The following is an 18005-nucleotide window of genomic DNA, read 5'->3' as shown; positions in this document are numbered from 1 at the left end:
TCGGTGGACCTCCCGGTTTCTCCGGTTTGATCCACTACTTAGTGTCGCTCAGCGCCCGGTCAGGCGCCTGGCGTTTTCCAGGTGCGCGGTGAGCTGCTTCTGGATGCGCTCGGTCGCCTCGTCGAGCGCCTTACGGGTACGCCGCCCGCTGCCGTCGCCCGCCTCGAACGGGTCACCGAAGACCACGTCGACACGGCTGCGCAACGGAGGCAGCGCCTTTATCAACCGTCCGGGCCGGTCGGAGCTTCCCAGCACGGCGACCGGGACGATCGCGGCGCCGCTGCGGACGGCGAAGTACGCGAGCCCGGCGCGCAGCGCGGCGAAGTCGCCCTCGCCACGAGTGCCCTCCGGGAAGATCCCGAGGACCCCGCCGGCCGAAAGTACGTCCAGGGCCTGGGTGATGGCCGTGCGGTCGGTGCCCGACCGGTCGACCTTGACCTGTCCGATGGCGAGCAGGAACGGGTCGAGGGGGCCGATGAAGGCCTCCTTCTTGATCAGGAAGTGCGTCGGCCGGGGCGCCACACCCATGACCATCGGGCCGTCGATGGCGTGGGAGTGGTTGACGGCGTAGATCACCGGGCCGGTCGCGGGCACCTTCCAGGCGCCGAGCACACGCGGCTTCCACAGCCCGTACATCAGGCCGACGCCGATGCGCCGCCCGACCTCTGCACCCCGCTCCGAAGGCACGGTCACTTCCCGGCCCGCTTCTCCTCGACGAGGGTGACGACGCACTCGATGACCTGCGTCAGCGAGAGCTCGGTGGTGTCCACCTCGACCGCGTCACCGGCCTTGGCGAGCGGCGAGGTCTTCCGGCTGGAGTCGGCCGCGTCCCGCTTGACCAGGGCCTCGCGGGTGGCGTTGACGTCCGCGCCCTTCAGCTCACCGCTGCGGCGGGCGGCACGCGCCTCCGGGGACGCGGTGAGGAAGATCTTGAGGTCGGCGTCGGGCAGCACGGTCGTACCGATGTCGCGGCCCTCGACGACGATGCCCCGCTCCGCCGAGGCGGCTATCGAGCGCTGCAGCTCGGTGATCCGCGCCCGTACCTCCGGCACCGCGCTCACCGCGCTGACCTTGGAGGTGACCTCCTGGGTGCGGATCGGCCCGGCGACGTCGACGCCGTCGACGGTGATCGTCGGGTCGGCCGGGTCGGTGCCGGAGATGATCTCCGCCTTGCCGGCCACCGCGGCGATCGCGGTCGGGTCCTCGATGTCGATCCCGTTGGTCACCATCCACCACGTGATCGCCCGGTACTGGGCGCCGGTGTCCAGGTAGCTCAGACCGAGCTGCGCCGCGACGGCCTTCGACGTGCTCGACTTGCCGGTGCCGGAGGGACCGTCGATGGCGACGATCACGGGCTGGGCGGCGCCGTTTTCCACGGGAGGAGACCTTCCTGGTGCGGTGTGGCGGGGAGTGCGGGGCGCGATGGGGCCCCGCACAAGGGTACTGGCTCGTCGGCGGCCTCTTTACTGGCGGATGGCCCAGCCACGCTCCCGCAGTGCCGCCGTCAGGACCGGCGCCGTCTGCGGCTCCACCATCAGCTGCACCAGACCCGCCTGCTGCCCGGTCGCGTGCTCGATGCGCACGTCCTCGATGTTGACCCCGGCCCGTCCCGCGTCCGCGAAGATACGGGCCAGCTGACCGGGCTGGTCGTCGATGAGCACGGCCACGACCTCGTAGGTGCGCGGGGCGGACCCGTGCTTGCCGGGTACCCGCACCTGTCCCGCGTTCCCGCGCCGCAGCACGTCCTCGATACCCACGGCTCCCTCACCGCGCTTGGCCTCGTCGGAGGACTGCAGGGACCGCAGCGCCCGCACCGTCTCCTCGATGTCGGCGGCGACGTCGGTGAGCAGGTCGGCGACCGGTCCCGGGTTCGCGGACAGGATGTCGATCCACATCCGGGGGTCGGACGCGGCGATCCGGGTCACATCACGGATGCCCTGACCGCACAGTCGTACGGCGGCCTCCTCGGCGCTCTCCAGCCGCGCCGCGACCATGCTCGACACCAGGTGGGGCATGTGGGAGACCAGCGCGACGGCGCGGTCGTGGGCGTCGGCGTCCATCACGACCGGTACGGCGCGGCAGTGCGAGACCAGTTCCAGGGCGAGGTTCAGCACCTCGGTGTCGGTGTCCCGGGTCGGCGTCAGCACCCAGGGGCGGCCCTCGAAGAGATCGCCGGTCGCGGCCAGCGGGCCGGACTTCTCGCGGCCGGACATGGGGTGCGTGCCGATGTACGAGGCGAGGTCGACACCGAGCGCCTCCAGCTCGCGGCGCGGTCCGCCCTTGACGCTCGCCACGTCGATGTAGCCGCGGGCCACGCCCCGGCGCATGGCGTCGGCGAGCACCGCGGCCACATGGGCGGGCGGGGCGGCGACGATCGCGAGGTCGACGGGTCCTTCGGGCTCCTCGTCGGTGCCGGCGCCGAGCGCGGCGGCGGTGCGGGCCTGCTCGGGGTCGTGGTCGGCCAGGTGGACCTGGACGCCCCGGCTGACCAGCGCCAGCGCGGCGGACGTGCCGATGAGGCCGGTGCCGATGACGAGTGCGGTTCTCACTGGGCGATGTCCTTGCGCAGGGCGGCCGCGGTGCCCAGGTAGACGTGGTTGATCTCGGTACGGGACCGGTCGGACTCGATGTGCGCGAGGATCCGCACGACGCGGGGCATGGCGCCCTCGATGTCGAGCTCCTGGGCGCAGATCAGCGGGACGTCCACGATGCCGAGCTTGCGGGCCGCGGCCGCCGGGAAGTCGCTGTGCAGATCCGGAGTGGCCGTGAACCAGATGCTGATCAGGTCGTCCGCGGTGAGGTCGTTCCGCTCCAGGACGGCGGTGAGGAGCGCTCCGACCTGCTCGTCCATGTGGCCGGCTTCGTCCCGTTCGAGTTGGACGGCGCCCCGGACCGCTCGTACCGCCACGGCTCTGCTCCTTGCTGGTGTACGGCTCTTGGTACATCCAGCCTAGTCAGCCCGCGTCGGGCCGGTGTGCGCCGCCCGCCCGCTGAGACACCTGCAGGTTCTGCTGCCTGGCGAGCTCGTCGAGGCCGGCCGGCACCTGTCCGTCCGGCGTCAGCTTGTCCACGACCCGCGGCAGCACCTGCGCCAGCTCGTCCGCGGCCTTGTCCGGGGAGACGCCCGTCTCCTTGGCGACCTGCCGGAGGGTCTCGCCGGGCAGCGCGTGCTGGATCTGCTGGCCGGTCACGGACTGGTTGGCGCCGGTGCCGACCCAGGAGTCCTTCTGTTCCGCGAGACCCGACTTGGCGAGGGTGTCGAGCAGCCCGCCCAGCGGGTTGTTGCCGTTGCCGCCCTGTTTGCCGAGCGCGGAGAGCAGCGCGCCGAGGATGTTGCTCCCGGTGGAACCGTTGCCCGAGCCGAGGAGTCCTCCCAGAAGACTGCCGACGTCGTTACCCGCCATGGTCGTGCCTTTCGCGAGGTCGGCCGAGCCCGGGGGACCCGGCGCCGAACTCTGCCAATGTCACCCAGATTGCCCTATTCCGCTACTTGTGGTGAGAACGCGTCCGTGCGCCTCTGGACGCGGGGCCCCGGGTCCGCTCTCATGGCAGGAAGCTCGCCTCGGGGGAGGCCCGTAATGAAGCGTTCCGGACCGCTGCTCACCCTTCTCGCGGGTCTGCTGGTAGGCCTGTTCATGCTGTCGCTGAATGCGACGACGGGCGAGAAGACCACCTCGTCCTCGGTTCAGGAGTCGCCGAGCACCAAGGCGTCACCGAGTCCGGCTCCCACGCGGACGACCCCGTCTCCGTCCCCTTCGCCGTCGAGGGTGCCCGTCCCGAACGCCGACTACGCGGGCCGCACCGACGACGACTCCTCCGCGATCGCCGTGTCCCTGCGCGACGGCCGGGCGATCGCGTACTTCTGCGACGGCCGGGACAAGGAGTCGTGGCTCAAGGGCGACGTCGAGGACGACGGCACCATGAAGCTCACCGCCAAGGACGGCTCGAAGCTGAACGGCACCCTCAAGGAGGGCAAGCGGATCAGCGGCACGGTCGACATCGGCGGCGGGCACTACACCTTCACCGCCGACAAGGCGATCAAGCCGTCCGGTCTGTACCGGGCGACGGCCACCGTGCGCGACGCGAAGTTCGACGGCGGCTGGATCGTACTGAAGGACGGCAGCCAGGTCGGCATCCTCAAGAAGGACGGCAAGCCCTCCCCCGCACCCGAGATCGACCCGGAGACCGGCGTGGTGACGGTCGACGGACAGCAGCTCACGGCCCGCCCCGTCACCCCCTGAACTCCAGTCCGTACGAGGGAGCCGACATGACCGCCGACCCGAACGCCGCCACCCAGGGATTCCCCTCTCCCCGGCCCGCCGAGCCGCGGCCGAGCCCGGCGCGCTATCTGGTTCCCGCGCTGGTCGCCGCCGCGGTGGCGGTCGCCCTCGGTGTGTACGGCAAGGTCCACGACCCGGCGGGGACCGCCTTCAACCTCGCCGGTTTCAGCAGCACGGGCGCGGTGAAGTCCTGGATGGCGACGGTCGCGGTCTTCTTCGCCGTCGTCCAGTTCTTCTCGGCGCTGATGATGTACGGCAGGCTGCCGGGCCCGAGCTGGTCAGGGGTGCTGCACCGCTGGTCGGGGCGGGTGGCGTTCCTGGTGGCGGTGCCGGTGGCGGTGCACTGTCTGTACGCGTTGGGCTACCAGACGTACGAAGCGCGCGTTTTCTGGCACTCCCTCCTGGGTTGCTTCTTCTTCGGGGTGTTCAGTGCCAAGATGCTGCTGCTCCGCTCGGAGCGACTCCCCAACTGGCTGCTGCCGATCGTCGGCGGGCTCGTCTTCACCGCGCTCACGATCATCTGGCTGACCTCCGCCCTCTGGTTCTTCCGCACCTTCGGAGTGACGACATGACGACTCACGGCCCGACGCGACGCACGGTCCTCCTCGCGACCGGGGCCGCGGCGTTCACCGTCGGCTGCGGCGAGTACGGCAACGAGGGCGACGGCGACTCCGGGTCCAACACCGTCGAGGCCTCCGCCGGCCAGGAACTGGCGAAGACCGGTGAGATCCCGGTCGGCGGCGGCAAGATCTTCAAGGACGAGAAGGTCGTCGTCACCCAGCCGAAGGAAGACGAGTTCAAGGCCTTCACCAGCATCTGCACCCACCAGCAGTGCCCGGTGGCCAACGTCGACGGCGGCACCATCAACTGCACCTGCCACGGCAGCAAGTTCAGCATCACGGACGGCTCGGTGCAGAACCCGCCGGCGCCCCGGCCGCTGGCCGAGAAGAAGATCACGGTGCAGGACGACTCGATCCGGCTGGCCTAGTGCCGCGGCACTAGTCCCAGAGGGCACCGAGCGTCGCCAGCTCGCTCTGGTACTCGATCCGGTCCGCCCACTCGGCGGGCCATACGTCGGCCCCGTGGTACGCCCCCGCGAAGGCCCCCGCCAGACAGGCGATCGAGTCGGAGTCCCCGGCGGTGCAGGCGGCCCGCCGCAGGGCCGTCACCGGTTCGTCGACGAACAGCAGGAAGCACAGCAGCCCGGTAGCCAGCGCCTCCTCGGCGATCCACCCCTCGCCGGTCGCCAGACACGGATCGGTCTCCGGGGACACCGAACGGACCGCTCCCTGAAGGCGCCCGAGGATCTCCAGGCACTCGTCCCAGCCGCGCGCGATGAAGTGCTCGGCCGTCGGGTCCTGGCTGCGGGTCCACAGGTCGCCGAGCCAGCGGTGGTGGTAACGGGTGCGGTTCTCGAGGGCGTACGACCGCAGCTGCCCGACCAGTCCGGTCGGCTCGGCGCCCTGGGCGAGCAGCCGTACGGCGTGCGCGGTGAGGTCGGACGCGGCGAGCGCGGTCGGGTGCCCGTGCGTGAGCGCGGACTGCAACTGGGCGGCGCCGGAGCGCTGTTCGTCGCTCAGACCGGGGACCAGGCCGACGGGGGCGACGCGCATGTTGGCGCCGCAGCCCTTGGAGTGGATCTGGCTGGCGTCCTGCCACAGGCGCCCTTCGGTCTTCAGCAGGTTGCACGCGACGAGACAGGTCCGGCCCGGCGCGCGGTTGTTCTCCGGCGACTGGTACCAGTCCACGAACTCCTCGCGCACCGGACGCTCCATCCGCTTGGGCGCGAGCAGCCCGCGGTCCATGGCCGTGCGCAGCCCTCGCCCCAGCGCCAGCGTCATCTGCGTGTCGTCCGTGACGATCGCCGGCTTCGGCAGCTCCATCTCCCGCCACGGCCCGCACTTGGCGAGGATCGACGGCACGTCGTTGAACTCGGTCGGGAAGCCCAGCGCGTCCCCCAGGGCGAGGCCCAGCAGGGCTCCCGTGGCGGCGCGCTTCCTGACGGTCGTGGCGGTCATGCGGGACGTCCTTCCCGAGGCGTTCGGAGCAGAGGCGGATGGAGCGTCGTGGCCGTGCCCGCGCGGTAGAGCGCGGCCGGTTTGCCGCGGCCGCCGGTCAGTCGCGCGGCGCCCGGGACCGGTTCGACGAAGCCGGGCGTGGCGAGCACCTTGCGCCGGAAGTTGGGGCGGTCTAGGGCGGTGCCCCACACGGTCTCGTAGACCTGCTGGAGCTCTCCGAGCGTGAACTCCGTCCCACAGAAGGCGGTGGCGAGGCAGGTGTACTCGAGCTTGGCGCCGACGCGTTCCCGGGCGTCGGCCAGGATCCGGTCGTGGTCGAAGGCGAGCGGCCGCGCTGCGCCGTACGGCACCCAGCGGGCATCCGCGGCGTCGCTGCCGCCGTGCGGCTCGGGCGGGTCCGGCAGCAGCGCGGCGAAGGCGACGGACACGACGCGCATCCGGGGGTCGCGGTCGGGCTCGCTGTAGGTCCGCAGCTGTTCCAGATGCAGCCCGGAGACGTCCGACAGCCCGGTCTCCTCGGCGAGTTCACGCCGGGCCGCCGTCTCGGCGGACTCGTCGGGCTGCACGAAGCCGCCGGGCAGGGCCCAGTGCCCGGCGTCCTGCTCCTGTCCGCGCTCCACGAGCAGGACGTGCAGAGCGCCCTCGGTGACGGTGAGGACGGCGAGATCGACGGTGACGGCGAAGGGCTCGTAGGCGTACTTGTCGTATGCGTCCACGCACCACCACCCCTTTAATAGTCACTACGACTATAAAGTTGCCGGATGGGATCGCGCAACCCGGGTAACCGCACCGCATGAGCGAGATCCTGGTGGGCACGTGTTCGTGGACGGACCGGGCGTTGACCGGCAGCGGCTGGTATCCGCCGGGCCGACGAGACGCCGAGGGACGGTTGCGGCACTACGCCGAGCAGTTCCCGGTCGTCGAGGTCGACTCGGCGTACTACGCGCTGCCCGGCGCCCGCAACAGCCGGCAGTGGGCCGAGCGGACGCCGCCGGGCTTCGTCTTCGACGTGAAGGCGTTCTCGCTGCTCACCGGGCATCCGACACGGAGTTCCGCGATGCCGGGCGGGCTGCCCGCCGAGCCCGGGAACCCGACGGTGCTGGACGAGGTGTGGGCGCGGTTCACCGAAGGGATCGAGCCCCTTCGGGCGGCCGGACGGCTCGGCAGCGTGCTGTTCCAGTTCCCGCCGTGGTTCCGGCCCGGACAGCGGGCCGGGGAGTTCCTGCGGGAGTGCGCCGAACGGACCGCCGGGTGGCCGGTCGCCGTGGAGTTCCGGCATCCCGGCTGGTGGCGCAAGGAGTGGGCGGACGTGACCTGCGCGCTGCTCGCCCGTTACGGCATGTCCGCCGTGGCCGTCGACATGACCCAGACGCTCCCCTCCTCGATCCCGCCCGTCGCTCCCGTCACCGCACCGCGGCTGTCCGTCGTCCGCTTCCACGGTCGCAGCACCGCCTGGGGATCGGGGAGCAAGGAGGACCGCTTCCGGTACGAGTACGGCGAGGACGAACTCGCCGAGTGGCTGCCCCGGTTGCGCTCGCTCGCCGGGCGGGTCGAGCAGCTCCACGTCCTGTTCAACAACTGCTGCGGCACCGCTTCCGTCCGGGCCGCGGAGACGATGCGGCGCCTGCTGGCCGGTACCGGCCGGTCCCCGGCGCTCGAGGGGCAGGCGGCCCGGGAGCCCTAGCCGCCGCAGAACCCGGCGGACTCATCCCGGGAAGGAATCGCGCCGCCCCAGAAAGGCCAGCAGCCGGACGTCGGGCGGCGCGCAGGACGGGACGGCGACCGGCTCCGCGAACCGCACCCCGCGGTCCTCCTCGGAGACCACGCACCGCGCGATGGGCAGCAACTCGGCCGCGAGAGCGACCGGGAAGGGCCGCGACCGTCCACAGGCCCGCGCCACGTCCCAGCCGTGCACGGCGATCTCGACGGCGCCGACCGCGCCCATCACCCGTACGTCCAGCGGCCGTTCTCCGACGTGGACCAGATCAGGAGGGCCGGCCGCCCAGGCACCGAGCACCGCACACGCGCGCGTACGGAAGCCGCACACCCGGTCGCTCTGCGGCAGCGGCCCGATCCGCCCGCCGGTCAGCCCCTCGTGCAGCGCGTCCAGGGAGTCGTCGAGATGTTCGAGCAGCTCCCCCAGATCCCACCCGGCACAGGGCGTCGCCCGGCCGAGTCCGGCAGCCCCCACCACGGCCACGCTCCCCAGCGCATACGCGAGCGACCGCTCCAGCAGCTCCCCCGGGTTCACGACGGCCCCCCGGCCGGCCACGACACCCTCACAGGGACCCTCAGTGACCTCTCAGACGCCTCTGACGACCCTCCGGGCCCGGAGGGCGCCGGATGCCGCGCACGGCTCTCCAGGGCCGTGAGACACGTGCTGGTGGCGATCCGGTGCGGCCCGGTCCGCGAGGGCGTCCGGCCCTCGTCCCCGTCGTGGCCCCGCCGAGCCCGTGGATCCGTCGTCCTGGTCATGCCCGCTCCCCTCGTCCGTGTGGGATGCAGACCGACGGGAGCGCGAAAACGCATCGGCCGGCCCCGGAGAAGAATCCGGAACCGGCCGTCGTACGCACGAAACGGCGAGACCTAGAGGTCGACTTCCTTCATCAGCATCCCGACCTCCGTGTTGGACAGCCGCCGCAGCCAGCCCGACTTCTGGTCGCCCAGGGTGATCGGGCCGAAGGCGACCCGCACCAGCTTGTCGACCGGGAAGCCGGCCTCCGCCAGCATGCGGCGCACGATGTGCTTGCGGCCCTCGTGGAGGGTCACCTCGACGAGGTAGTTCTTGCCGGTCTGCTCGACGACCCGGAAGTGGTCCGCCTTCGCGTACCCGTCCTCCAGCTGGATGCCGTCCTTCAGCCGCTTGCCCAGGTCACGCGGGATCGGACCCACGATGTGCGCGAGGTAGACCTTCTTCACGCCGTACTTGGGGTGGGTCAGCCGGTGCGCCAGCTCGCCGTGGTTGGTGAGCAGGATGACACCCTCGGTCTCGGTGTCGAGCCGTCCGACGTGGAAGAGCCGCGTCTCCCGGTTGGTGACGTAGTCGCCGAGGCACTGACGGCCCTCGTTGTCCTCCATGGTGGAGACGACGCCGGCCGGCTTGTTCAGCGAGAAGAACTGGTACGACTGCGTCGCGACCGTCAGGCCGTCGACCTTGACCTCGTCCCTCTCCGGGTCGACACGCTTGCCCTGCTCCAGGACGATCTCGCCGTTGACCTCGACCCGCGCCTGCTCGATGAGCTCCTCGCAGGCCCGCCGGGAGCCGTAGCCGGCGCGCGCGAGGATCTTCTGCAGCCGCTCGCCCTCCTGCTCGGCGCCCGGGAAGGTCTTGGGCAGCTTGACGTCCTTCTTGTTCGCGTACCGCTCGCGGTTGCGCTCCTCGGCCCGCGCCTCGTACTCGCGGGAAGTCGCGGGGACCCAGCGACCGCGCCCGGTGCCGCCCTGGCCCTGCTTGGGGCCGCCCTTGGCACCGCCGCGCGCGGAAGCACCGCGCCCGGACTTCGGGCCCTCATGGGTGCCGCCCGGCCCTACGTCGTAACGGCGCTCCTCGGGACGGGGCTTGCCCGCGCGCTTCGGCTTGTCGTCGCGCCCTCCCCCGCCCGTCGGCTGGGAGCCGCGTCCGCCCGTCCCGCGGGGGTTGCCGCCGCCACCGGTTCCCCGGGGCTTGCCGCGCCCGCTGTTGTTGCCACTGCCGCTGCCACTGCTTCGCATCAAAGTTCCGTCGTCGTCGTGTCGTCTGCATCTGCATCCGGTGCGTCCGGATCGAACGACGGGACCCCTTCCAGCGTCTCGGCCTCGATCGCCTCCGCCTCGGGGAGAAAGGGCGCGAGCTCCGGGAGCTCGTCCAGGCCTCGCAGGCCCATCCGCTCCAGAAAGTAGTTCGTCGTCACGTACAGGATCGCACCTGTTTCGGGTTCCGCGCCCGCCTCCTGGACCAGACCGCGCTGGAGGAGGGTCCGCATGACCCCGTCACAGTTGACTCCTCGTACGGCCGAGACCCTGCTGCGGCTCACCGGCTGACGGTAGGCGACGACGGCCAGGGTCTCCAGCGCGGCCTGGGTGAGCCGGGCCTGCTGGCCGTCCAGCACGAAGCCCTCGACGGCCGCCGCGAACTCGGGCCGGCTGTAGAAACGCCAGCCCCCGGCGATCAGCCGCAGCTCGAAACCGCGCCCCTGGACGGTGTACTCGTCGGCCAGTGCCCGCAGCGCGTCCGCGATCTGCCGTCTGGGCCGCTGGAGGATCTTCGAGAGGTGTTCCTCGGTGGCGGGCTCGTCCACGACCATGAGGACGGCCTCCAGGGCGGGCCTGAGATCGAGGTCGGCGACGGTGCGCGGCCCGGCCGGGACGTCGGTGGTCTCCTCGCTCACGCCTTCTCCTCCTTGGGCGGCTCGGGCGGTCGGTCGAACTCGTCGGTCACCATCGGCTCGGCGTCGCCCTCCCCGCCGGTCCACCGCACGATGAGGTCGCCGAGGGCCGTCTCCTGGTCCAGCGCGACGGCCTTCTCCCGGTACAGCTCCAGCAGCGCCAGGAATCGCGCTACGACGGTGAGGGTGTCGTCGGTGTCCTCGACCAGCGTCCGGAAGCTGGCCTCGCCGAGCTCCTTCAGCCGGGCGACGACGATCCCGGCCTGCTCCTGCACGCTGACCAGCGGCGCGTGGATGTGGTCGACGTACACCTGCGGCTTGGGCCTGGGCTGCATCGCCTTCACGGCGAGCTTCGCGAACCCCTCCGGGCCGATGCTGATGACGACCTCGGGCAGCAGTGCGGCGTGGTGCGGTTCGAGGCCGACGGTACGGGGGTAGCGGCGGGCCTCCTCGTCGAGGCGGTGGTTGAAGATGTCGGCGATCTGTTTGTACGCGCGGTACTGCAGCAGTCGCGCGAAGAGCAGGTCACGTGCTTCGAGGAGCGCGAGGTCGGCCTCGTCCTCGACCTCGGCGGAGGGCAGCAGACGGGCCGCCTTGAGATCGAGGAGCGTGGCCGCGACCACGAGGAACTCGGTCGTCTGGTCCAGGTCCCAGTCCGGCCCCATCGCCCTGATGTGCGCCATGAACTCGTCGGTCACCTTGGACAGGGCGACCTCGGTCACATCCAGCTTGTGCTTGGAGATCAGCTGGAGGAGGAGATCGAAGGGACCTTCGAAGTTGGAGAGACGGACCTTGAAGACACCGTCGCCGGGTTCCTGGGGTTCGGCGGGGGTCTCAGGCGGCGGGGCCTCGGGCTCCGGCTCGGGTTCCGGTACGACGGCCTCGGGCTCCGCGACCTCCGGCTCCAGTGCCACCGGCCCGGGTGGGGACAACGGCCCACCGGCCTCGGCCACCGGCTCGCTCTCCGGCTCGACCCGCAGAGCGCCCCGCCCCAGCACACGCCGACGGCCGGCAGGTGCGCCGGGGGTGGGAACGTCGTTCGAGGTCATGGCCCTCGCAGGCTACCGTTACCGCCCGCGCAGTCGGCGTACGAGGATGCTCGCGTCTCCCCGGGACTCCAGATCGGCCAGCACCACGGCGACCGCCTCGCGGACGATGCGCCCGCGGTCGACGGCCAGCCCGTGCTCGCCGCGGAGCACCAGACGGGCGTGCTCCAGATCCATGAGCTCCTCGGCGGAGACGTACACGGTGATCTTCTCGTCGTGCCGCTCACGCCCGCTGGGCCGGCGTGAGGCCGCCCGGCCACCGCCGCGCTGCTTGCGCGGCGCGGCAGAACCTTCCTGCGCGTCCTGACGTCGCCCGGAGCGCTCCGCGTCCCGGCTGCGGGACTCGCCGGCCGCGGCCGGCTCCGTGGCCACATGCTCCGCCCCGTCGCCGTCACCGCCCTGCGCGGGCACCGACTGCGGCGCGTCCTCGGACGACCCGGCCGCGGCCCCGTCACTCTCCCCCGCGGGCGCGGGCACCCGGGCTTCGCCGTTGGCCCCCCGCCGCGGAGTGGACGGCTGGAGCGCCATTCCCCCTGTCGTACGGAAGAGTTCGTCGGCCCCCGGCAGACTCACTCGGCGTGACACCGGGCGAGCACCTCCCTGGCGAGCTGGCGGTAGGCGGCGGCGCCGACGGAGTTGGAGGCGTACGTGGTGATCGGCTCACCGGCGACCGTGGTCTCCGGGAAGCGGACCGTGCGCCCGATGACCGTGTGGTAGACGTGGTCGTCGAACGCCTCGACGACACGCGCGAGCACCTCACGGCTGTGCACGGTGCGCGAGTCGTACATCGTGGCGAGGATCCCGTCGAGCTCCAGCTCCGGGTTGAGCCGCTCCTGGACCTTCTCGATGGTCTCCGTCAGCAGGGCGACACCACGGAGGGCGAAGAACTCACACTCCAGTGGCACTATCACCTTGTGCGCGGCCGTCAGGGCGTTGACCGTGAGCAGACCCAGTGAAGGCTGACAGTCGATCACGATGTAGTCGTAGTCGGCCATGAGCGGCTTCAGGGCCCGCTGCAATGTCGACTCGCGCGCGACCTCGGAGACCAGCTGGACCTCCGCCGCCGACAAGTCGATATTGCTCGGCAGCAGGTCCATGTTGGGGACCGCGGTCTTCAGCAGGACCTCGTCGGCCGCCATACCCCGCTCCATGAGCAGGTTGTAGACGGTGAGGTCGAGCTCCATCGGGTTGACACCGAGGCCCACCGACAGCGCGCCCTGCGGGTCGAAGTCCACGAGCAGCACGCGACGTCCGTACTCCGCGAGCGCGGCACCCAGGTTGATGGTCGACGTCGTCTTGCCGACGCCGCCCTTCTGGTTGCACATCGCGATGATCTTCGCGGGTCCGTGATCGGTCAGCGGACCCGGGATCGGGAAGTACGGCAGCGGGCGTCCGGTCGGGCCGATGCGCTCACGGCGCTGGCGCGCAGCGTCGGGAGCGAGCGTGGCCGCGTACTCGGGGTCGGGCTCGTATTCGGCGTCGGGGTCGTAGAAGTGCCCCTCGGGCAGTTCGTCGTAGTCGGCGAACTGGCTGTGGGGCGCGCCACTTCCGTCGCCGGCCATGGCGTTCACGTGATGGCCATCCATGCTCTGGTGTGCTGACAGAGTCACCCTCCGGTTCAGGTGGCCCTGGTGGGCTGCGAAGGTGCGCACCGCGACGGAGCCGACAGCCTCGAACCCCGCGGGGCCCTCAGCCCGTGCAGGCGTTCCTGGTTGACCACCTCCGGGAGTAAATGTCGACTCATTCACAAGTCGTCTTACCTCCTTGGTGACCAGGAAACTTCTAGACAAGGTCAGCGTGGCACCATGCCGACGGTTGGCGACTCTATGGCGTGTCGGGTGTTCACAGCAACACAATCCGCCGGACCCGGCAGGATGTGTCGGCAATCAAACATCGCGCTGTCAAGGGCGTACGGCCGTCGCACGGCAGGTTTCACCGGTGTGCGAATCGACCAAAGGGTTACGTTCGAGGCGAGTTGACCGAGCGTCGCAAAGTGACCATACACACATGTGGCCGGACCTCGTCGGGCAAGGTCCGGCCGCCTGCGAGTCGTTGACGCGCCTTGTTGACGTATCGCCTTTACGAAAAGGTGACTTAGCCGAGCAGGGTCTCGAGCTCCACGTGCTCCAGGCCGTGCGCCTCGGCGACCTCCTTGTAAACGACCTTGCCGTCATGGGTGTTGAGACCCCTGGCGAGCGCGGCGTCGCGGCGCAGCGCCTCGACCCAGCCGCGGTTGGCGAGTTCGACGATGTAGGGCAGCGTCGCGTTGGTGAGCGCGTAGGTGGAGGTGTTGGGCACCGCGCCGGGCATGTTGGCGACGCAGTAGAAGACCGAGTCGTGGACCTGGAAGATCGGCTCGGCGTGCGTGGTCGGGTGGGAGTCCTCGAAGCAGCCGCCCTGGTCGATCGCGATGTCGACAAGGACACTTCCGGGCTTCATCCGCGACACGAGCTCGTTGGTGACCAGCTTCGGGGCTTTGGCGCCCGGGATGAGGACCGCGCCGATGACGAGGTCGGCGTCCAGGACGGCCTTCTCCAGCTCCAAGGAGTTGGACATGATCGCCCGCACCTTGGTGCCGAAGACCTTGTCCGCCTCGCGCAGCTTGTTGATGTCGCGGTCGAGCAGCGTGACGTGGAAGCCCATGCCGACGGCGATCTGGGTGGCGTTCCAGCCGGAGACACCGCCGCCGATGACGACGGCCTTCGCGGGCTGGGTGCCGGGCACGCCACCGGGGAGCACGCCACGGCCGCCGGCCGAGCGCATCAGGTGGTAGGCGCCGACCTGCGGGGCGAGCCGGCCGGCGACCTCGGACATCGGGGCGAGGAGCGGCAGCGCGCGCGAGGGCAGCTCGACCGTCTCGTAGGCGATCGCCGTGGTGCCGGACTCGATGAGCGCGTCGGTGCACTCCTTGGAGGCGGCCAGGTGCAGGTAGGTGAAGAGCGTCTGGTCCTTGCGGAGGCGGTGGTACTCCTCGGCGATGGGCTCCTTGACCTTGAGCAGCAGGTCGGCGGTGGCCCACACCTCGTCGGCCGTGGCAAGGATCTGCGCGCCGGCGGCGACGTACTCCGCGTCCGGGATCGACGAGCCGAGACCGGCGTTCTGCTCGACGAGGACCTGGTGGCCGTGGCGCACCAGCTCGTGCACGCCGGAGGGGGTGATGGCCACCCGGAACTCGTTGTTCTTGACTTCGCGGGGGATGCCGACCTTCACGTCGATCACGGTCCTTGGCTCAGGGGGTATGGGGCAATACAACACATACCCGGGCACGCATGAGCACACCGGGATGCACCGCAGGAGAAGGTGCGGCAGAGCCAGTCTAATGAAGGCGTTCCCGCTGTCTAGCCTTTCATTGCATCAATCTTCAGTGGATGTACTACGGATTTCGCAGGCATCAGGGTCGTGTTTCGCGGGATCAGCCTGCTCAGGTTCCGGTTCCGCCTCCGAAAGCTCCTCTCCCAGCAGCCGCTCGGCGGCCCCCCGGTGCAGCCCCGCCGCGGCCGGATCGCCCAGGTGTTCCAGCGTGTCGGCGAGCCTCAGCTGGAGCGCGGCCTGCAGCCGTACGTCCTCGGCGCGCCGCGCCCACTCGACGGCCTCCTGGCAGGTGCGCAGCGACTCCTCGGGCCGCCCCGCGTACTCCTGGACACGCGCCAGTTCGCTCAACGCCCGTGCGTGGGCGGCCACATCCCCGTTCCTGCGGTGCCCGGCGACCGCGGCCCGCCATCCGCGCATCGCCTCGCCGTAGCGGCCCGCGTAGGTGTGCGCCGCGGCGATACGGCCGTACAGCCGCGCGGCGTCCGCACGCTCGTCCCGGGCCAGCCGCTGGGCGAGGGCGCGACCGAACCAGTCGGCGGCCCGGTCGTAGTCCCCGAGCTCCAGATGCGCACCGCCTACGGATTCCATCGCGCGACCGGTCGCATACGGGTCATTCGCTTCGCGCCCGGCGTCCAGCGCGGCCCGGTACCGGGCCAGCGCCTCCTGCGTGCGACCGGTCTGCGCGTCCAGGTCGCCGAGGTTCAGCAGCGCCGCCGCCTTCTCCCGGGGCAGCTCCCGGCGCTCGGCCACATCCAGGACGAGCCGGTGCAGGCCGTACAGGTCGGCCGCCGCCGCCTGGGTGCCGAAGTGCGCGACCATCGCCCTGACCAGCTGGGACATCAGACGGCGGGCGAGGGTGTCGAGCTCCCCGTCGGCGACGGCCAGGCGGGCCGAGGCCAGCAGGGCTGACCTGCGGATGCGCAGCCAGTCCTCGGCGGCCCGGGGGCTGGGGTAGCGCAGCGAGCGGGGCATGCCCTGGAGCTTCTCGCGGGCCTCGGGACTGTCGGTCTCGGTGATCGCGCGGGACGACTGCAACAGCCGTACGGTCCGCTCCAGCATCCGGGCGCGGGCGAGCTGGAGCTCGCCGGGGCGGTCCTGGGTCTCGGTGAGCGCCTTGAGCAGGGGGTGCAGACAGCCCGGCACCACGTACTGCGGCAGCGGCGACTCCACGGCGTGCAGCAGACCGAGGGCGACGAAGTCGTCCAGGGTGGTGCGGGCACCGCCCACCGAGCAGCCGGCGAGGGCGGAGGCGGTGTGCGGGTCGACCAGGCCCGCCGGGGCGAGGGAGAGCAGCCGCAGTATCCGGGCGGCGGGGATGGGCAGGGCGGAGTAGGCGAACCGGAAGACGCGGCTGAGCGGCGTTCCCTCGTCACCCTCCGTGCGCAACTGCTTGGCGAGGTCGGCGACGGCGGCCTTGGGACGGGCGGCGAGCCAGCCGCCGGCGAGCATCATGGCGGCGGGCTGTGCCTCGCACACCTCGACGAGGCCCTCCGCCGCCCGCGGGTCGACGGTGATGCGGACCGAGCCGGTGGAGCGGCTCAGCAGATCCAGCGCGGACTTGGTGTCGAGGCCGCCGAGCGTGCAGGGCCGGACGTCGGAGATGCCGGTGAGCGGACCGCCGGAAACGGCCACGACCAGGCACTCCGGGGTCTCCGGCAGCAGGGCGTCGACCTGCTCCGCGCTCACCGCGTCGTCGAGCAGAAGCAGGGCGCGCCGGTCGGCGAGGGCGTCGCGGAGGGCTGCCGTCAGGTCGTCCTCGCAGGCGCCGGCCGGCGTCGGAAGGTCCAGGGCGGTGAGCAGTTCGCGGGCGATGCGCTCGACGGGGACGGGGGTGCCGTCGGGCTCGCTGAGCCGGGCGCGCAGCACTCCGTCGTCGTAACGCTCCGCGACCTGCCGTACGAGTTCCTCGGCGAGCGCGGTGCGGCCGGAGCCGGGTCTGCCCGCGATGAGCAGCACGCGCGCGCGGGGGGCCTTCTTCCCGGAGAGGGTGTCGAGGCCCGCTCGCTCGATGTCGGCGAGCAGCTCCTTCAACTCCCGTGTCCGGCCCAGGAAATGACCCTCGACTGACAGCTGAACGCCGCCTGTGTCCACCGCCTGGTCCGTCACGGGCCACACTCCCGTCCCACCGCACGCGCAAGCCCGCCGGGACTCCGGTTCGGGCAGTTTCAGAGCCTAGTTCACGCTCTGCAACGTTCCGCGGGGTACGCGGCGGTGACGGACGGAGACTCCCCCGATCGGATCAACGGATCATAGGACCGACGGTTTTCGCCACGCCGCTCAGGGGCGCGGGGAACTGCGCGACCAGCCACGGCGGACCCGCAGCCGAAAACGGTCTGGCACTACGCCTCAAAGGGGCGGGCAGGCCACTCCGCGTCCGCCGGGCGCAGCGTGTCCAGACCGCCGGAGGCCCGCGCGGCGACCAGTGAAAGCACGCCCACGACCAGGCAGTTGTTGTGCAGCTCACCGGCGAGCACACCCCGTACGAGCTCATCGACGGGCACGCGCGCGTACTCCAGGTCGATCTCCTCGTGCTCGACCTCGAAGCGCTCGCCCTCGGCCTCCGACAGATCGCGGGCGAGAAAGATCCGCACGGCCTCGTCGCAGCCGCCCGCCGTGGTGTAGACGTCGGTCAGCACCCGCCAGTCCTCGGCCTTGACGTGCGCCTCCTCGTACAGCTCGCGCTGCGCGGCGTGCAGCGGGTTCTCACCGGGCACGTCGAGCAGGCCGGCCGGGATCTCCCACAGCTTCTGGCGTACGGGGTGGCGGTACTGCTTGATCAGCAGGACCCGGTCCTCGTCGTCCAGGGCGAGGACTCCGACCGAACCCGGATGGACCTGGTAGTCGCGGCGGACGACCTTGCCGTCGGGCATGACCACGTCGTCCGTGCGGACGGAGGTCTTGTTGCCCACGAAGGGGGTCTCCGTCGCCCGGATCTCCCATTCCTCGGGGGTGTCCTTGATCGTCATGCCCTGTCCCTTCCACACG

General features: G+C 71.0%; 19 protein-coding genes and 1 pseudogene. 4 read left to right on the top strand and 16 right to left on the bottom strand.

What is annotated here, in order from left to right; genetic code table 11:
* Positions 1-48 precede the first annotated feature (48 nt).
* From QF037_RS36550 to QF037_RS36530, 5 genes and pseudogenes are all read right to left on the bottom strand, one after another.
* Positions 49-636, bottom strand: a complete 588-nt coding sequence (locus tag QF037_RS36550) for a lysophospholipid acyltransferase family protein (RefSeq protein ID WP_266830159.1) — start codon at positions 634-636, stop codon at positions 49-51.
* Between the two features lie 53 nt (positions 637-689).
* Positions 690-1376 (bottom strand): (d)CMP kinase, encoded by a 687-nt coding sequence (cmk, locus tag QF037_RS36545; RefSeq protein ID WP_307032685.1) that lies wholly within the window; start codon positions 1374-1376, stop codon positions 690-692.
* Between the two features lie 87 nt (positions 1377-1463).
* Positions 1464-2549, bottom strand: coding sequence for a prephenate dehydrogenase (locus QF037_RS36540; protein WP_307032683.1), 1086 nt, complete (start codon positions 2547-2549; stop codon positions 1464-1466).
* Positions 2546-2908: a chorismate mutase gene (gene aroH, locus QF037_RS36535; RefSeq protein WP_046256736.1), complete on the bottom strand. Its 363-nt coding sequence runs from the start codon at positions 2906-2908 to the stop codon at positions 2546-2548. Before aroH ends, QF037_RS36540 begins: the two co-directional genes overlap by 4 nt.
* Before the next feature lie 46 nt (positions 2909-2954).
* Positions 2955-3407, bottom strand: a pseudogene (locus QF037_RS36530) (YidB family protein); the annotation flags it as partial.
* Positions 3408-3578: 171 nt separating this feature from the next.
* Between QF037_RS36530 and QF037_RS36525 the strand changes: the two are divergent.
* From QF037_RS36525 to QF037_RS36515, 3 genes are read left to right on the top strand one after another with little or no spacing between them, the layout of a single operon-like run.
* The gene (locus QF037_RS36525; protein WP_307032678.1) at positions 3579-4241 is read left to right on the top strand and encodes a hypothetical protein; all 663 of its coding nucleotides are present in this window, start codon (positions 3579-3581) and stop codon (positions 4239-4241) included.
* Positions 4242-4267: 26 nt separating this feature from the next.
* Entirely contained in the window at positions 4268-4852 is a 585-nt protein-coding gene (locus tag QF037_RS36520) for a DUF6529 family protein (RefSeq protein ID WP_307032676.1), read from the top strand.
* Positions 4849-5268, top strand: a complete 420-nt coding sequence (locus tag QF037_RS36515; protein WP_307032674.1) for a Rieske (2Fe-2S) protein — start codon at positions 4849-4851, stop codon at positions 5266-5268. Before QF037_RS36520 ends, QF037_RS36515 begins: the two co-directional genes overlap by 4 nt.
* A gap of 10 nt (positions 5269-5278) precedes the next feature.
* On the opposite strand, the gene QF037_RS36510 is transcribed toward QF037_RS36515, so the two are convergent.
* Positions 5279-6298: an ADP-ribosylglycohydrolase family protein gene (locus QF037_RS36510; protein WP_307032671.1), complete on the bottom strand. Its 1020-nt coding sequence runs from the start codon at positions 6296-6298 to the stop codon at positions 5279-5281.
* The gene (locus QF037_RS36505) at positions 6295-7014 is read right to left on the bottom strand and encodes an NUDIX hydrolase (RefSeq protein ID WP_307032669.1); all 720 of its coding nucleotides are present in this window, start codon (positions 7012-7014) and stop codon (positions 6295-6297) included. The genes QF037_RS36510 and QF037_RS36505 overlap by 4 nt, the downstream gene beginning before the upstream one ends.
* Positions 7015-7091: 77 nt before the next feature.
* On the opposite strand from QF037_RS36505, the gene QF037_RS36500 reads away from it, so the two are divergent.
* On the top strand, positions 7092-7982 hold the full coding sequence (locus QF037_RS36500; protein WP_307032667.1) for a DUF72 domain-containing protein: 891 nt from the start codon (positions 7092-7094) through the stop codon (positions 7980-7982).
* Between the two features lie 21 nt (positions 7983-8003).
* On the opposite strand, the gene QF037_RS36495 is transcribed toward QF037_RS36500, so the two are convergent.
* The 9 genes from QF037_RS36495 to QF037_RS36455 form a co-directional block, all read right to left on the bottom strand.
* Positions 8004-8549 (bottom strand): TIGR03086 family metal-binding protein, encoded by a 546-nt coding sequence (locus QF037_RS36495; RefSeq protein WP_307037544.1) that lies wholly within the window; start codon positions 8547-8549, stop codon positions 8004-8006.
* Between the two features lie 335 nt (positions 8550-8884).
* Positions 8885-10009, bottom strand: coding sequence for a pseudouridine synthase (locus tag QF037_RS36490; RefSeq protein ID WP_307032665.1), 1125 nt, complete (start codon positions 10007-10009; stop codon positions 8885-8887).
* A complete protein-coding gene (gene scpB, locus QF037_RS36485) occupies positions 10009-10665 on the bottom strand; it encodes an SMC-Scp complex subunit ScpB (protein ID WP_307032663.1) in 657 nt (218 codons plus the stop codon). The genes QF037_RS36490 and scpB overlap by 1 nt, the downstream gene beginning before the upstream one ends.
* A complete protein-coding gene (locus QF037_RS36480; RefSeq protein ID WP_307032660.1) occupies positions 10662-11711 on the bottom strand; it encodes a segregation and condensation protein A in 1050 nt (349 codons plus the stop codon). The genes scpB and QF037_RS36480 overlap by 4 nt, the downstream gene beginning before the upstream one ends.
* An 18-nt stretch (positions 11712-11729) precedes the next feature.
* A complete protein-coding gene (locus QF037_RS36475; RefSeq protein WP_095046257.1) occupies positions 11730-12293 on the bottom strand; it encodes a hypothetical protein in 564 nt (187 codons plus the stop codon).
* Entirely contained in the window at positions 12278-13456 is a 1179-nt protein-coding gene (locus QF037_RS36470) for a ParA family protein (protein ID WP_307032657.1), read from the bottom strand. Before QF037_RS36470 ends, QF037_RS36475 begins: the two co-directional genes overlap by 16 nt.
* A 346-nt stretch (positions 13457-13802) precedes the next feature.
* Complete coding sequence (gene ald / locus QF037_RS36465) at positions 13803-14927, bottom strand: alanine dehydrogenase (protein WP_307032655.1); 1125 nt, start codon at positions 14925-14927, stop codon at positions 13803-13805.
* Positions 14928-15062: 135 nt separating this feature from the next.
* Positions 15063-17126, bottom strand: coding sequence for a tetratricopeptide repeat protein (locus QF037_RS36460; protein ID WP_307032653.1), 2064 nt, complete (start codon positions 17124-17126; stop codon positions 15063-15065).
* A 233-nt stretch (positions 17127-17359) separates the two neighbouring features.
* Complete coding sequence (locus tag QF037_RS36455) at positions 17360-17986, bottom strand: NUDIX domain-containing protein (protein WP_307032651.1); 627 nt, start codon at positions 17984-17986, stop codon at positions 17360-17362.
* Positions 17987-18005: the final 19 nt, after the last annotated feature.

Origin of the sequence: Streptomyces canus (assembly GCF_030815415.1) — a bacterium.
In the GTDB taxonomy this organism is placed as follows: Bacteria; Actinomycetota; Actinomycetes; order Streptomycetales; family Streptomycetaceae; genus Streptomyces; species Streptomyces canus_F.
Note: the sequence above shows the minus strand (reverse complement) of the source record. Positions and strands in the feature narration are given on the sequence as shown.

What these genes read in the sequence shown, in the direction of transcription:
- QF037_RS36515 (WP_307032674.1), top strand. Translation starts at nt 4,849, where the DNA reads ATGACGACTCACGGCCCGACGCGACGCACGGTCCTCCTCGCGACCGGG.
- QF037_RS36480 (WP_307032660.1), bottom strand. Translation starts at nt 11,711, where the DNA reads ATGACCTCGAACGACGTTCCCACCCCCGGCGCACCTGCCGGCCGTCGG.
- QF037_RS36510 (WP_307032671.1), bottom strand. Translation starts at nt 6,298, where the DNA reads ATGACCGCCACGACCGTCAGGAAGCGCGCCGCCACGGGAGCCCTGCTG.
- QF037_RS36455 (WP_307032651.1), bottom strand. Translation starts at nt 17,986, where the DNA reads ATGACGATCAAGGACACCCCCGAGGAATGGGAGATCCGGGCGACGGAG.
- QF037_RS36550 (WP_266830159.1), bottom strand. Translation starts at nt 636, where the DNA reads ATGTACGGGCTGTGGAAGCCGCGTGTGCTCGGCGCCTGGAAGGTGCCC.
- QF037_RS36525 (WP_307032678.1), top strand. Translation starts at nt 3,579, where the DNA reads ATGAAGCGTTCCGGACCGCTGCTCACCCTTCTCGCGGGTCTGCTGGTA.
- QF037_RS36490 (WP_307032665.1), bottom strand. Translation starts at nt 10,009, where the DNA reads ATGCGAAGCAGTGGCAGCGGCAGTGGCAACAACAGCGGGCGCGGCAAG.
- QF037_RS36500 (WP_307032667.1), top strand. Translation starts at nt 7,092, where the DNA reads ATGAGCGAGATCCTGGTGGGCACGTGTTCGTGGACGGACCGGGCGTTG.
- QF037_RS36520 (WP_307032676.1), top strand. Translation starts at nt 4,268, where the DNA reads ATGACCGCCGACCCGAACGCCGCCACCCAGGGATTCCCCTCTCCCCGG.